This window comes from Roseobacter sp. AzwK-3b, from assembly GCF_000170875.1.
GTDB classification, from domain to species: Bacteria; Pseudomonadota; Alphaproteobacteria; order Rhodobacterales; family Rhodobacteraceae; genus Roseovarius; species Roseovarius litoreus.
Genome location: NZ_ABCR01000001.1, coordinates 445,939 through 459,905, shown reverse-complemented (window position 1 = coordinate 459,905; position 13,967 = coordinate 445,939). Strand labels below are relative to the sequence as shown.

Sequence of the window (13,967 nt, the reverse complement as noted above, 5' to 3'; positions counted from 1 at the left end):
CAAGCGCCTTTCAATCTGCCCAGACACCCAGCGCAGCCTGCGCGGGAATTGGTTAACCGGTGGTTAACGAAGTCAGGCGCGGATCGGTGGATTATCCCCGGTGGGTTGGCGGCTGTCCGAGGTTTCGGCCTCCATCCTGTGGCGCGGCCATGTCACCTCGACCACGGCGCCGGTGCAGTCCGGATGGCCACCTGTCCCGTCTTTCTGGGCGTCCGTGCCATTGGCAAAGCTCAGATCGGCGCCGGATCGTTCCAGCAGCGTCTTGGCGATGAACAGACCAAGCCCCATGCCTTCGTAGCCCGGGCGGCGCGGATCGAAGACCGGGCCTCGGCGGCGCATGAAGGGCTCGCCGATTCGGGCCAGAACATGCTGCGGATAGCCGCGCCCGTCATCCATGATCCGCAAGCTGATATGGGTCTCGGACCAGCGGCTTTCGATCCAGACATTGCCGCGCGCGAAATCGACGGCATTCTGGATCAGGTTCCGAAGGCCATGGATCACCTCGGGGCGGCGATGGATGGTTGGCTGGCTGTCAAGCGGCCCGGACGAAGAGACATGCTCGAAATGGATCGTCTTGCCGCGATCCATATGCGGGTCGGCGGCTTCTTCTATCAGGGCGGTCAGCGGCGCCTTGCGCAGGTGCAGATCGTCCTTGCCGGCGCGGCCCATCGACCGAAGGATATCGCGGCAGCGATCCGCCTGTTCGCTGATGAGAACGGCATCCTGACGCAGCTCTTCATTGTCTGACAGCTCTTGGGCCAGTTCCGAGCTGGTCAGCTTGATCGTGGCCAGGGGCGTGCCGAGCTCGTGTGCGGCGGCGGCGACGACACCGCCCAGATCGGTCAGCTTCTGCTCACGGGCCAGCGCCATCTGGGTGGCCTGGAGCGCGTTCGACATGGCGTCCATTTCGGACACGATCCAGCGGGAATAGACACCAAGAAAGACGATCGCAATCACGATCGCCGCCCAGTTTCCAAAGAGGAACACATCCGGCATCCGCAGGATAAAGCCCTGCTCGGTGCGCAGGGGAAGGTGGAATTGCGTCAGGATCGATACGATCAAGATCGCCATCAACCCCAGAAACAGCGTGGACCTTGACGACAGCGCCGAGGCCGACACCGTCACCGGCCCCACGATCAGGATCGAGAAAGGATTGTTCAGCCCGCCGGTCAGATACAGCATCAATCCCAGTTGCAGCATGTCGAACAGAACCACCAGCAGGGTTTCGGTTTCGGACAGACGCTTGTTTTCTGGATAGACGAAGGACGCCACCAGGTTCGAAATCACGGCAACCCCGACCACCAGATAGCACAGCCCGATTTCGAGGTTCAGGTTATACAGCCGCTGCGCCACGATCAGTGCCGAAACCTGCCCGGCAATGGCCCACCAGCGCAGCAGGATCAGCGTGCGCAGGCGAATCCAGTTCCCGCGACTGCGGGATTTGAAGGCGCTGGGGGAAATATCGGACATCTGCGCGCTTGGGTCCCGTTGCAACTTGGGTTTCTGCTGTTAGATGTGCCACAGCCCAGCTTGGTTGCCCAGAAGAATGAGGATCCTTCGATGACACGCATATTTGCGATTGCCGCCGCGATTGCCGCTTCGGCGGGGCTTGGCGCCTTTTATCTCATGGGATCGGGATCAGGGGGCGATGATCGTTTTGCGCAATGCCGCGAAGGGCAGGTCGCGGGCGGCGCGCAGATCGGCGGGCCGTTCACGCTGGTCAGCGAAACCGGCGAAACGGTGACAGATGCAGAGGTGGTCGATCAGCCGGCGCTGATCTATTTCGGCTATACCTTCTGCCCGGATGTCTGCCCGCTTGATGCGTCCCGCAACGCAGTGGCGGTCGAAATCCTTGAAGAGCGGGACCAGATCGTGAAGCCCGTGTTCATTTCGGTCGACCCCGAGCGTGACACGCCAGAGGTGCTGGATGACTTCACCGCCAACCTGCATCCACGGATGCTGGGGCTCACTGGATCGCCTGAGCAGGTCAAGGAAGCCAGTCAGGCATATCGGACCTATTTCAAGAAACAGGAGCCCACCCCGGGACAGGAAGACTTCTATCTGGTCGATCATTCGACCTTTACCTATCTGACGCTTCCGGAATATGGGTTTGTGGAGTTCTTCCGCCGCGAGACGACGCCTGAACAGATGGCTGACCGCGTGGGATGCTTTCTGGATGCGATGTAACCCCTTGCGATGGTTTGACGCATCTGAGGGCGAGGGCTAGAACTGTTGCGTACAAGCTGTGCGCGAACGGGAGGAGTGGCGGCATGACCGATGAGTTGTCTGATCTGGGAAGTGACAAGAGCCTGCTGCTCGTCGATGATGACGAACCGTTTCTGCGCCGTCTGGCCAAGGCCATGGAAAAACGCGGTTTCGAAGTGGAAATGGCAGGATCTGTTGCTGCCGGCAAAGCCATCGCGACAGCCCGCCCGCCGGCCTATGCCGTTTGCGATCTGCGGCTGGAGGATGGTAATGGGCTGGATGTGGTCGAGATCATCCGCGAAAAGCGCCCCGATAGCCGTGTGGTGGTGCTGACCGGCTATGGTGCGATTGCCACGGCAGTGGCGGCGGTCAAGATCGGCGCGACCGATTACCTCTCCAAACCCGCCGATGCGACAGACATCACCAATGCGCTGCTGGCGGGGGCCGACACGCTGCCGCCGCCGCCCAAAAACCCGATGAGCGCGGATCGCGTCCGTTGGGAGCATATTCAGCGCGTTTATGAGCTGTGTGACCGCAATGTGAGTGAAACCGCGCGGCGGTTGAACATGCATCGCCGCACCTTGCAGCGCATCCTGGCCAAGAGATCGCCCAAATAGGCTCTAATCCAGCGTGAAACGAGTGCTGATCTTGTCCACCAGCGTTCCGTCATCCAGCGCAACGCCCTTCTGCAGGGCATAGGGCTCGAAGCCGCGGCTTTGGTAATAGGCCCGCCCACCGGCATTGTCGGCGCGGATCGTCGCGTTGATCCAGAGATAGCCCAATTCCGTCGCGGCGATCGCACTGGCGTTGAACAGCGCCGATCCGATACCGAGCCCCGTCATGCCGGTCCGGACGAAGGTGGCGATATCGCAAGCCTCGGGCGGCAAGGCGTGATGCGGCGCGATGAATTGAAAGCCAAGGAGCGTGCCGCTGTCATCCTCGGCCACGTGCCATGCGGATCGACCCTGTTCCTGCCCAAGTCGGGCCGATATCGCGTCACGGGTGACCGGCTTGGTCAAGGCCGTGGTGCCGCCCTTGCGAATGATCGCATTGAGAAGATCGGCCATCGCTCGCGCATCCAGGGACCCGGCCCGACGAACGATGATCACGACATCTGGTCCAGAAGATCTTTGTGGCGGGTGGTGTAATCGTTGCGTGCCTCGAGCGGCGGACGCAGCACGATGGTCAGCCCTTCGATCAGCCCCATGTCAGGCTTGCCAAAGAACCGGTTCGCCTCGGGCTCGGTGAAGCCGGCGATCTGGGTGGCCTCCATCCATGCGCTGATCTTGTCGGCCTTCTTGATCTGTTTCTTGACCTCGACCGGGATCGTAGCTGGCAAGCCGAAGCGCAGGTGAATTGCCGCCGCAAGCCGCTGATCCAGCTCGTCATAGCCCGGCCCGACCGCGGCCTTGACCGGCGAGATCATGTCCCCGATCACATATTCCGGCGCGTCATGGAGCAGCGCGGCAAGGTTCCATTTCCTCGGACTTGCAGGATTGAGGCGAGAATAGAGCCTTTCCACCAGCAATGAATGCTCGGCCACGGAATAGGCATAGTCGCCGATTGTCTGCCCGTTCCAGCGCGCCACAAAGGCCAGACCATGCGCGATATCCTCGATCTCGATATCCACCGGGGTCGGATCGAGAAGATCAAGGCGCCGTCCCGATAACATTTTCTGCCATGCACGGGGTTGTTTCATAGTGGCCTCTTTGTCGCGCTATGGTTTCTGCGTGCCTGTGGCGTTGCCCATCACGGTCGCCGGTGCTATCTGCACTCGCAAATGTAAGTTTGCAAGGAGCCGCCCCAAATGGCGAATGATTACATCGTAAAGGATATCAACCTGGCTGAATATGGCCGTAAAGAGTTGGATATCGCGGAAACGGAAATGCCGGGGCTGATGGCCCTGCGCGAAGAATACGGTGAGGAAAAACCGCTCAAGGGCGCGCGTATCGTCGGGTCGCTGCACATGACGATCCAGACTGCCGTTCTGATCGAGACGCTGGTCGCGCTCGGCGCCGATGTGCGCTGGGCCAGCTGCAACATCTTCTCGACACAGGATCACGCGGCCGCCGCCATCGCGAAATCGGGTGTTCCGGTTTTTGCGATCAAGGGTCAGACACTGGAAGAGCATTGGGATTACCTCGACAAGTCGTTCCTTTTCGAAGACGGCCCGAACATGATCCTCGACGATGGTGGCGACGCTACGCTCTATGTCCTGCTGGGCGCGCGCGCCGAGGCGGGCGAGGACATCATTCCCGTCCCCACCTCGGAAGAGGAAGAGGTCATCAAGGCGCAGATCGCCAAGCGCATGGCGGCAAGCCCCGGCTGGTTCACCAAGGTGCGTGACCAGATCAAGGGCGTGTCCGAGGAAACCACCACCGGCGTCAACCGGCTCTATCAGCTCGTGCGCGACGGGCAGCTGCCCTTCCCGGCGATCAACGTGAATGACAGCGTCACCAAGTCGAAATTCGACAACAAGTATGGCTGCAAGGAATCGCTGGTCGATGGCATCCGCCGCGCGACCGACACGATGATGGCCGGCAAGGTGGCCGTGGTCTGTGGCTATGGCGACGTGGGTAAAGGCAGTGCTGCATCGCTTGCCGGCGCCGGCGCCCGTGTCAAAGTGACCGAAGTCGATCCGATCTGCGCGCTGCAAGCTGCGATGGACGGGTTCGAGGTGACGCTTCTGGAAGATGAAGTTGCGAGCGCCGATATCTTCATCACCACGACCGGCAACAAGGACGTGATCCGCATCGAGCATATGCGCGAGATGAAGGACATGGCGATCGTCGGCAATATCGGCCATTTCGACAATGAAATTCAGGTGGCCAGCCTCAAGAACCACAAATGGACCAACATCAAGGAACAGGTGGACATGATCGAGATGCCCTCGGGCAACCGGATCATCCTGCTGTCCGAAGGGCGCCTGTTGAACCTTGGCAATGCCACTGGCCACCCCAGCTTTGTGATGTCGGCCTCGTTTACCAATCAGGTGCTGGCGCAGATCGAGCTTTGGGTGCGCGGCGATCAGTATGAAAACCAGGTCTACATCCTGCCCAAGCATCTGGATGAAAAGGTCGCTCGCCTGCATCTTGGCCGGATCGGCGTCAAGCTGACCGAGCTCAAGCCCGATCAGGCGGAGTATATCGGCGTAAAACCCGAAGGCCCGTTCAAGCCCGAGCATTATCGTTACTGATATCCCCAATCGGGACATCCAAAGGCCCCGGCGGCGACTCCGGGGCCTTTTGCATGCCATAAGTCGGCAATAAACCCGACAAATTTATTCTTTGTCGGGGGGCAATCTGTGGTTATCGTTCCCTCAGCGCCGGAATGGGGCTGTAATGTTAACAAAACGACCCGGCGTCAAAGCCGGTAAGGTGGGAGAGACAGTATGGGAAAGCGTGACGACCTGATCGCAAAATATGCCGAAGATCTTCGGACGAAATGCGGCATGGAGCCGGACATGGACCTTCTTACAAAGGTAACGATCGGCTGTGGCCCGTCGATCTATGACGCCGACGCCTCGACCGTGGCGGGAAGTCAGCAAGGTGAGCTGGAAACGGTCAAGAACAACTTCCTCATCAAGAAACTGGGTCTGGCCGATGGTCCCCAGTTGATGGATGCGATCACCCAGGTCATCGAAACCTATGGCCGCTCCGAGCGTAACAAATACCGGGCCGTGGTCTATTACATGCTGACCAAACATTTCGGCAAAGAGTCGGTTTATTCCTGAAACCCGGCCAAAGACATGACCGGCGCCCGTCCCTTGCGGCGGGCGCTTTCATTTGAGGCGTATTCTAAGCATTACGGATTTGGCCGGGATGGTCGATTGGGATAAGGTCAATTCAAGGGCCAGTATGGCCGGGACCTGTCCAAAGATCACGTGTGGTGCGTAGGGAGCACGTGGGGTGGCGGAGGGTGTCGGTCTTTGGCTGACCCCTCCGTTCTACCAAATTTCAGGGCGTGACCCCTGCCATGTCGCAAATGATGCGCCATTCGCCTTCGGAAACGGGTTGCACCGACAGCCTCGGGCTTTTGACCAGCATCATATCGGATAACCTCGGATCGCCTTTGATCGTCTCGAGGGTCACGGGGGTTTTGACGGGCTCGACAGCCTTGATATCCACGCAGTCCCACCGCGGATCGTCTGCCTTGCTGTCTGGATGCGCCTCGGCGATGATCTCGACAATGCCGACAACGGCTTTTTCCGTCTGACTGTGATAGAAAAATCCCCGGTCACCCAGCTTCATGTCCCGCATGAAATTGCGGGCCTGATAGTTACGCACGCCGTCCCATTCTTCACCCGAGTCGCCCTTGGCGACCTGATCGTTCCAACTCCACGCCTCGGGTTCGGATTTGAACAGCCAATACCGCACGGATCAGATCACCTTCTTCCACTCGATCAGATCGACAGAGCCAAAAAGGCCCGCCTTGGCATAGGGATCGTTACTGGCCCAGTCCTGTGCCTGTGCCATATCCGCGACATCCAGAATAACCAGCGATCCCGCCATGTTTCCATCTTCGTCAAGAAGCGGACCGGCCTGCGACACCACGCCGGTTTCCTTGAGATAGGCGATATGCGCCTCACGATTGTCCAGACGGGTTTGCAGCGCACCGGGCTTGTCGCGGGCGATCAGGGCTATCAGCATCATTCTTCCTTCAATGGTCGTGACAACAACATATCCATAGCCTGATCCACCTGCAATTCGCCATCGATCAGTGCGGTAATGGCGCGGGAAACGGGCATATCGATCCCAAGATCCGCCGCGCGTTGGCACACCGCTCTTGCCGTGGCCGCACCTTCGACCGTGATGGTTGGATCGAACGCTTCGTTTCGACCCAAACTTAGCCCGAAACGGGTATTCCGCGACTGATCCGAGGTGCAGGTCAACACGAGATCGCCAAACCCGGACAAGCCTGAAAGCGTGTCCGGGCGCGCTCCGAGTGCCGTGGCCATCCGGCACATCTCGGCGAAACCACGGGTCATCAGGGCCGCGCGCGCACTTTCTCCAAGGCCCGCGCCCATCACAACACCGCTGCCGATCGCCATGACGTTCTTGAGCGCCCCGCCAAGTTCGGCCCCGATCACGTCGGTCGTCCTATAAAGCCGCAGGGTGCCGGTGCTGAGCAGGGGCTGCAACGCGCGGCCGATTGCGTCATCCGTGCAAGCCAGCGTCAGCGCCGTGGGCAAACCCTTGGCGATATCGGCGGCAAAGGAGGGACCGGTAAGGATCGCTGCAGGCGATTGCGGCAGGATCTGTGCGATGATCTGCGTCGGGCCAAGCCCCGTGGTCAATTCGATGCCCTTGCAACAGGCCACGAGCGGCGGGCCGGCAAGCGCTGCGCCATGATCCTCGAGCAGCGCACGCAACCTCTGCATAGGCACTGCCAGAAGCACGGCATCGGCGGTCTTTACAGTCTCTATTTCAGCGCAAACGCGGATATTTTCGGGCAAGGTCACTCCCGGCAGGCGCCGCGCATTTTCCCGTGTGCCCTGCATCTCCGCGGCATGTTGGGGATCGCGCGCCCAGAGTGTCACCGCATGGCTGCGCGCGAGCGTTATCGCCAACGCCGTCCCGAACGCGCCAGCACCCAGAATGACGATCATGCCTTGGCCCCCTTCTTGCCACCGCCGATCAGGGCCGGACTGCTGCGATCGAGCGGCCATCGCGGTCGCGCGGCCAGTGTCATATCGTCCCGGTGCCCGGCGGCAAAAAGTTCGGCCCCAGCATAGGCGATCATCGCCGCATTATCCGTGCAAAGCGCCAGGGGCGGCGCGACAAACCCGGCCCCTTCGGCGGCACAAACAGTCTCTAAACTGGCCCGAATGGCAGAGTTTGCTGCAACACCGCCCGCGACTGCAAACATCGGCATCGGGGGCGCCTCGGCCAGATAGACCGCCAAGGCGCGGCGGGTCTTCTCGGCCAGAACATCCGCGACGGCGGTTTGAAACCCTGCGCAAAGATCGGCCCGATCCTGGCGCGTCAGACCGCCTTGCGCGGCAATCAGCGTATCGCGTGCTCTCAAAAGCGCAGTTTTGAGACCCGAAAAGGACATGTCGCACCCTGGCCGGTCCAGCAAAGGGCGCGGAAAGCGAAAGCGCGTGGGATCGCCATGTTTGGCCTCCTGCTCGACATGCGGACCACCGGGTTGTGGCAGACCGAGAAGCCGCGCCGTCTTGTCGAACGCTTCGCCGGGGGCGTCGTCGATCGTGCCGCCAAGCCGGGTGAATTCCTCGCAGCCGCGCACGATCAGAAACTGACAATGCCCGCCCGATACAAGCAACATCAGGTATGGATAGGCGATAAGGTCCGTCAGCCTCGGGGTCAGCGCATGACCTGCCAGATGGTTCACCCCGATCAGCGGGAGACCTGTCGCAACGGCGATCCCCTTGGCGCACATCACCCCTGAAAGCACCCCTCCGATCAGCCCCGGGCCTGCGGTGACAGCCACGGCGTCCAGCGCCGAAAGCGTCACATTCGCCTGTGTCAGAGTCTGTTTCACGCAGATATCAAGCTTTTCCGCATGGGCGCGCGCGGCGATCTCGGGCACCACACCGCCATAGGCTTCGTGCAGCGCTGCCTGACCATGCACCACCGACGACAGGATGTTGGGCATGCCATCCTCAACCCGCAGCACCGCGGCTGCCGTATCGTCGCAGCTGCTTTCGATCCCGAGAATGGTGAGGCTGGTGCTCATGAGCCGCCCGTTGCGTGTTGGTCCACAGGCAGGTAACACCTGCGGTGAGTGCAAACAACTCCGGACAGCCGATGGCGCCTGCGATCCTGATTACGCGGCCCGACCCTTCGGGTGCTGCCTTCGCCGATCACGTGCGGGCGCGGATTGGCTGTGCCCCCGAGATTGTTCTGTCTCCGATCATGCGGATCGAGCATTTCGGCGATCTGCCCGACATAAGCCGCTACAAAACCCTGATTTTCACGTCCCGCCACGGGGTTGAGGCGTATCTGGCGCAGGATGGGCCGTGCGACATTCCCGCTTATGCCGTTGGAAATGCCACCGCCGCCGCCGCCCGGCAGGCGGGCATGGACGTGATCTCCTGCGATGGCGATGCAGGCGATCTGATCGCGCGCATCCTTGCCGACAGCCCGACAGCCCCCTGCCTGCATCTGCGCGGCGAACATATCGCTTCGAACATCGCGCAGGCTTTGACTTTGGGCGGAACAGAGACACATGAAGCGACGATCTATCGCCAAATCGAAGGGCAGCTCACCGCGCAGGCCCTTTCTCTTTTGCAGAATGGACAGCCTGTGATCGTCCCTCTTTTCTCGCCAAGAAGTGCGCAGCTGTTTTTCGAGCAGACAGCCGCTGCGGGACCGATACTTGTGGCAGCGATCAGTGATAACGTGCGCCATGCCGTGCCCAACGGCGCTGCGCAACGGATCGATACGGCTGAAAAACCGACGGCAGAGGCGATGCTCGAGGTGATTGTGACACTTTGGAACAGCGCCAAGCGGCTTGAGGGCGGAAACCCGGCAAAGTAAGGTCGTCGGGTGTGTGCCGATGGCAAGATTCGAAAAGGTCGACAGGGGTGGTGAAACGTGGCTGAGAAAAAGCGCTCAAGAAACAAGTCGGACAAGCCGATCGACACATCGGCCGCTGACACCGCGACCGATGCCACAAACACCAACACCCCCGAGTCGGCACCCGAGCACGATCACGATACGGCCGTATCGCAGAGACCGGAAACATCACCTGACGCCACCGACGCCGCGACCCCGGAAGACAGCCAGCCTGCCGAACCCGAACGCGAGCCTGACGCGGACCAACCTTCGGATCCTGAGCCAAAAGGCGATGAGACCGATCTTGGGGATGCAGCGCCGGACCCCACCGACACAGTGGACCAACAGCCAGAGGAAACGCCCGACGCGACCGACGACACCCGTGACAGGGTTGAAAACCCCATGCCTGTCGCTCCCCCTCCCGAACAAGTCGTTGTCCGGAAGGGCGGATTTTCCGCGATGCTTTTGGGCGGTGTCGCGGCAGCGGCCATCGGCTTTGGTATGGCGCGCTATGTCTTGCCGCAGGATTTTCCGTTTCCCGCAAGCGGCGGTGACAGTGCTGCCATCCAGGACCTGACCCAAAGAATCGAAGCGCAATCGCAGGACTTCGCGCAACTGTCCAGCCGCATTGACACGCTTGCCGACGGCTCGGAGCCGGGCGCAATAACCGCCGAGATGGACAGCCTTTCAGCAGCGATAGACACTGTGTCGGGCCGAGTGAACGAGATTGCGACCCGGCTTGACGCGTTCGACGCGCGCCTGTCCGATGTTGAAGCGCGTGGAGCGTCCGGATCCGGCGACTCGCAAGCCGCACTTTCCGCCTATGAACAGGAATTGCGCGAATTGCAGGCGTCCATCGCCCAGCAAAAAGCCGAGATCTCCGCGATCGCAGAAGACGCCCGCGCCAAGGAAGAAAGCGCCGTTGAAACTGCTCAGGCCGCCATGCGCCGCGCCGCGCTGACGCGTATTCAGACGGCTTTGGATGCCGGAACCCCGTTCGACGCGGCACTCGCCGATCTCGAGGCGGCGGATGTCGCTGTGCCCGAAGCGCTGGCCAGTGCCGCTGCCGAAGGTGTGCCGACACAGGCCAGTCTGACCGAAACCTTCCCCGAAGCCGCGCGCCGGGCGCTGGCCGTCTCGCGCACCGCTGTCGACGACGCAGGCGCCGGCGGTCTTGGCGGGTTTCTGCGCTCTCAGCTTGGGGCCAGATCGCTTGAGCCGCGCGAAGGCGATGACCCGGATGCGGTTCTGTCTCGTGCCGAAGCGGCTGCGCGCGAAGGTCGACTGAACGATGCGCTGGCTGAAATCGAAACATTGCCCGAAGAGGGCCGCGCCGAATTGTCCGCTTGGTCGGCCGAGGCCGCGCGGCGTCTGGATGCTCTGGCTGCGGCCGAAGCGCTGGCGCAGGACTTAAACTGACACCGAAAGGGCAAAAAAGATGTTGTGGTCGATTTTAAAGATTGTCGGTTTCATCGCCCTTGTTTCGGCGGCGACACTCGGCGCAGCCCATCTGATCGAGATGGAAGGCGGTGTCAGGATCGTGTTCGGCGGTCAGGAATTCAACCTGACCCCGATCAAGGCGGTGATCGCATTGATCGTTCTGGTGATTGCGCTGTGGCTTTTGCTCAAACTGGTGTCCCTGCTGGTCGCAACGCTCAAGTTCATCAACGGCGATGAAACGGCGATTTCGCGCTATTTCGACAAGAACCGGCAGGAAAAAGGGTTTCGTGCGCTGTCCGAAGGCATGATGGCGCTGGCTTCGGGTGAGGGTGACTTGGCCATGTCCAAGGCCAGCAAGGCGGAAAAATACCTGCGCAAACCCGATCTGACCAATCTTCTGACAGCGCAGGCTGCCGAATTGTCGGGCGACACCCGCAAGGCCGAATTGGTCTACAAGAAGTTGCTCAAGGATGACCGGACCCGATTTGTCGGTGTGCGTGGCCTGATGAGGCAGAAACTGGCAGCCGGCGACACCGAAACCGCGTTGAAGCTCGCCAAGACCGCCTTCGCGCTCAAGCCCCGGCATGGCGAGGTTCAGGATGCCCTCTTGCGGCTTCAGGCCCAGACCGCAGACTGGAAAGGCGCGCGCGAGACCCTGAATGCCAAGTTGAAATACGGCAGCTTGCCGCGTGATCTGCACAAGCGCCGTGACGCCGTTCTGGCCCTTTCCGAGGCCAAGGACGTGCTTGACGAAGGCAAGGACATCGAAGCCCGCGAGGCCGCGATCGAGGCCAACAGACTGTCACCCGATCTGGTTCCGGCAGCTGTTCTGGCGGCGCGAAGCTATATTTCCCAAGGGTCCAAACGCTATGCGACGCGGGTCACCAAGAAGGCATGGGGCGTGCACCCGCATCCCGACCTTGCCGCCGCTTTCGCCGAGATCGAACCCGATGAAACCCCGGCGCAGCGCCTCAAGCGCTTCTCCAAGTTGATCGCGATGCATCCCGATAATCGCGAAACCAAGCTGCTCAAGGCCGAACTGCATCTAGCGGCCGAAGATTTCCCTGCCGCCCGCCGTGCGCTTGGCGATCTGGTCGAAACGGATCCCGATGCACGCGTGCTGACCATCATGGCCGCGATTGAACGCGGCGAGGGATCGTCGGACGCGGTGGTGAAAGGCTGGCTTGCGCGCGCATTGTCCGCGCCGCGCGGCCCGCAATGGGTCTGTGATAATTGCCAGCATATCCATGCGGAATGGGCGCCTGCCTGTGACCATTGCAACGCATTCGATACGCTGACATGGAAGACGCCCCCTGTTTCGACAATGACGACATCCACCGGCATCGAAATGCTGCCCCTGATCGTCGGCGCGATCGAGCAAAAACCCACCGAAGAAGAGCAGACAGAACCGGATGGGGATGACGTGCTCGATGCCGAAGTCGTTGACGAAACCCCCGAGACGACGGACGAGGACTCCACCCGAAAATAGGACTTCCCCCGCCCCCCAGCCGATGCTATAGGCCCGCAAAACAGGGCCGCTGTAGCTCAGCTGGTAGAGCACGTCATTCGTAATGATGGGGTCGGGGGTTCGAGTCCCTTCAGCGGCACCACTTTCTCAGCCAAAATCGTCCAATGACATGCACAACACCTGTGTTCATGGTGGTTTTGTGATGTCGCTTGTCCGATGCCGGTCACCCCGGTCCGCAAGTATCATCCACTGGTGATCGTCACGGACAAGGGGCATGGAATTTGAAAGTGATCGTTGAAATCACGGCCCGGCCCGAGCCGATAAAACACGAGCGCAAGGATCAATTGCTGCGCGCTCTCGGTTGTTGATATTATCCCACCATGATGCAGGATATCTCGCAGGTCGCACATGTGAGGCGGCGTTCGGTATTTTTGGGTTGGTTGGGGCTTGGCGTGATCTTTCTGCTGGGTGTGGGCCTGTTTGTGCATTCACAAGCAACCCGTGTCTTTCTGAACGAAGCCGCTGGTCGCGCCGAGGGAACACTTCAACTCGCGACGACAGCCCTCGATGGCTACCTGGAGCGGTTCGAGCGCTTGCCTCCGCTGATTGCCAAGCAACAACTCATTCTTGACGTGGCGGCCGCGCCCGATGATCCGGCACGGGTTGACGCGGCCAATCTTTTCTTGCGCGACGTGACCAGCGGTCTTGGGGCATCGGACATCTATTTCATGGATGCGACCGGTTTGACGCGCGCAGCCAGCAACTTTGATCTGCCGCGCAGCTTTATTGGCGGCAACTTCGCCTTTCGTCCTTATTTCAGTGATGCCGTTGCTTTTGGGTCGGGCAGTTTCTACGCATTGGGCACCACCTCTCTCAAACGGGGCTATTATTTTGGCGCGCCCGTGCGTGACGGTGACAGAATTTTGGGCGTGGTGGCGCTCAAGGTTGATGTCGACAGCGTCGAAGCGGCGTGGTCGGGCGCGGATTACCACGTGATCGTCACAGATCCGAAGGGTGTCGTCTTTCTGTCCAGCAACCCGGCTTGGCGCTTTGGCCTGACCCGGCCTCTGACCTCCGAAGGTCAGGATCTTCTTGAGACCACGCGCCGCTATGCGGATGCAGCTTTGTTCGACATTGAGTTGCGCGAGCAGACAACCGCGAGCGGCCATGTTCTCTGGGATACATCCATGTCGCGACTGCCGGACGAAGAGACCCGGCGAGAATATCTGCTGGCTTCCGCCGCAATGCCCGAAGCCGATTGGACGCTGACGGTGAGCTGCCCCCAGTGAAGTGGTCCACCAACCGGGATAGGATTATCCCGCAATTTGGAGGAC

15 protein-coding genes and 1 tRNA gene are annotated in these 13,967 nt (G+C 60.7%); 9 read left to right on the top strand and 7 right to left on the bottom strand.

The window, feature by feature from the left end:
* Positions 1-72 precede the first annotated feature (72 nt).
* A complete protein-coding gene (regB, locus tag RAZWK3B_RS02070; RefSeq protein WP_007811760.1) occupies positions 73-1,470 on the bottom strand; it encodes a sensor histidine kinase RegB in 1,398 nt (465 codons plus the stop codon).
* A gap of 90 nt (positions 1,471-1,560) precedes the next feature.
* On the opposite strand from regB, the gene RAZWK3B_RS02065 reads away from it, so the two are divergent.
* Together RAZWK3B_RS02065 and RAZWK3B_RS02060 are read left to right on the top strand one after the other, a co-directional pair.
* Entirely contained in the window at positions 1,561-2,187 is a 627-nt protein-coding gene (locus RAZWK3B_RS02065) for an SCO family protein (RefSeq protein WP_007811759.1), read from the top strand.
* An 83-nt stretch (positions 2,188-2,270) separates the two neighbouring features.
* Entirely contained in the window at positions 2,271-2,822 is a 552-nt protein-coding gene (locus tag RAZWK3B_RS02060) for an ActR/PrrA/RegA family redox response regulator transcription factor (RefSeq protein ID WP_007811757.1), read from the top strand.
* A 3-nt stretch (positions 2,823-2,825) separates the two neighbouring features.
* On the opposite strand, the gene RAZWK3B_RS02055 is transcribed toward RAZWK3B_RS02060, so the two are convergent.
* Positions 2,826-3,272 carry a GNAT family N-acetyltransferase gene (locus RAZWK3B_RS02055; protein ID WP_007811755.1) on the bottom strand — a complete coding sequence of 149 codons (447 nt, stop codon included), beginning with the start codon at positions 3,270-3,272 and terminating at the stop codon, positions 2,826-2,828.
* A 38-nt stretch (positions 3,273-3,310) separates the two neighbouring features.
* Positions 3,311-3,904: an HD domain-containing protein gene (locus RAZWK3B_RS02050; RefSeq protein ID WP_037294789.1), complete on the bottom strand. Its 594-nt coding sequence runs from the start codon at positions 3,902-3,904 to the stop codon at positions 3,311-3,313.
* A 108-nt stretch (positions 3,905-4,012) separates the two neighbouring features.
* On the opposite strand from RAZWK3B_RS02050, the gene ahcY reads away from it, so the two are divergent.
* On the top strand, positions 4,013-5,401 hold the full coding sequence (gene ahcY / locus RAZWK3B_RS02045) for an adenosylhomocysteinase (protein WP_007811752.1): 1,389 nt from the start codon (positions 4,013-4,015) through the stop codon (positions 5,399-5,401).
* 195 nt (positions 5,402-5,596) lie between these two features.
* Positions 5,597-5,938, top strand: a complete 342-nt coding sequence (locus RAZWK3B_RS02040) for a DUF2853 family protein (protein ID WP_007811751.1) — start codon at positions 5,597-5,599, stop codon at positions 5,936-5,938.
* A 223-nt stretch (positions 5,939-6,161) separates the two neighbouring features.
* Here the strand turns inward: RAZWK3B_RS02040 and RAZWK3B_RS02035 are convergent, their stop codons facing one another.
* From RAZWK3B_RS02035 to tsaD, 4 genes are read right to left on the bottom strand one after another with little or no spacing between them, the layout of a single operon-like run.
* The gene (locus RAZWK3B_RS02035) at positions 6,162-6,581 is read right to left on the bottom strand and encodes an EVE domain-containing protein (protein WP_007811750.1); all 420 of its coding nucleotides are present in this window, start codon (positions 6,579-6,581) and stop codon (positions 6,162-6,164) included.
* Between the two features lie 3 nt (positions 6,582-6,584).
* A complete protein-coding gene (locus RAZWK3B_RS02030) occupies positions 6,585-6,854 on the bottom strand; it encodes a YciI family protein (RefSeq protein WP_007811749.1) in 270 nt (89 codons plus the stop codon).
* A complete protein-coding gene (locus tag RAZWK3B_RS02025; protein ID WP_007811748.1) occupies positions 6,854-7,813 on the bottom strand; it encodes an NAD(P)H-dependent glycerol-3-phosphate dehydrogenase in 960 nt (319 codons plus the stop codon). Before RAZWK3B_RS02025 ends, RAZWK3B_RS02030 begins: the two co-directional genes overlap by 1 nt.
* Entirely contained in the window at positions 7,810-8,904 is a 1,095-nt protein-coding gene (gene tsaD, locus RAZWK3B_RS02020; RefSeq protein WP_007811747.1) for a tRNA (adenosine(37)-N6)-threonylcarbamoyltransferase complex transferase subunit TsaD, read from the bottom strand. The genes RAZWK3B_RS02025 and tsaD overlap by 4 nt, the downstream gene beginning before the upstream one ends.
* A gap of 71 nt (positions 8,905-8,975) precedes the next feature.
* Between tsaD and RAZWK3B_RS02015 the strand changes: the two genes are divergently transcribed.
* The 5 genes from RAZWK3B_RS02015 (at position 8,976) to RAZWK3B_RS01995 (ending at position 13,922) form a co-directional block, all read left to right on the top strand.
* A complete protein-coding gene (locus RAZWK3B_RS02015; RefSeq protein ID WP_007811746.1) occupies positions 8,976-9,707 on the top strand; it encodes a uroporphyrinogen-III synthase in 732 nt (243 codons plus the stop codon).
* 57 nt (positions 9,708-9,764) lie between these two features.
* Entirely contained in the window at positions 9,765-11,144 is a 1,380-nt protein-coding gene (locus tag RAZWK3B_RS02010; RefSeq protein ID WP_007811745.1) for a hypothetical protein, read from the top strand.
* 19 nt (positions 11,145-11,163) lie between these two features.
* A complete protein-coding gene (locus RAZWK3B_RS02005; protein ID WP_007811744.1) occupies positions 11,164-12,654 on the top strand; it encodes a heme biosynthesis protein HemY in 1,491 nt (496 codons plus the stop codon).
* A 45-nt stretch (positions 12,655-12,699) separates the two neighbouring features.
* Positions 12,700-12,775, top strand: a tRNA-Thr gene (locus tag RAZWK3B_RS02000).
* Positions 12,776-13,013: 238 nt separating this feature from the next.
* Positions 13,014-13,922, top strand: coding sequence for a cache domain-containing protein (locus RAZWK3B_RS01995; protein WP_007811742.1), 909 nt, complete (start codon positions 13,014-13,016; stop codon positions 13,920-13,922).
* Positions 13,923-13,967 lie beyond the last annotated feature (45 nt).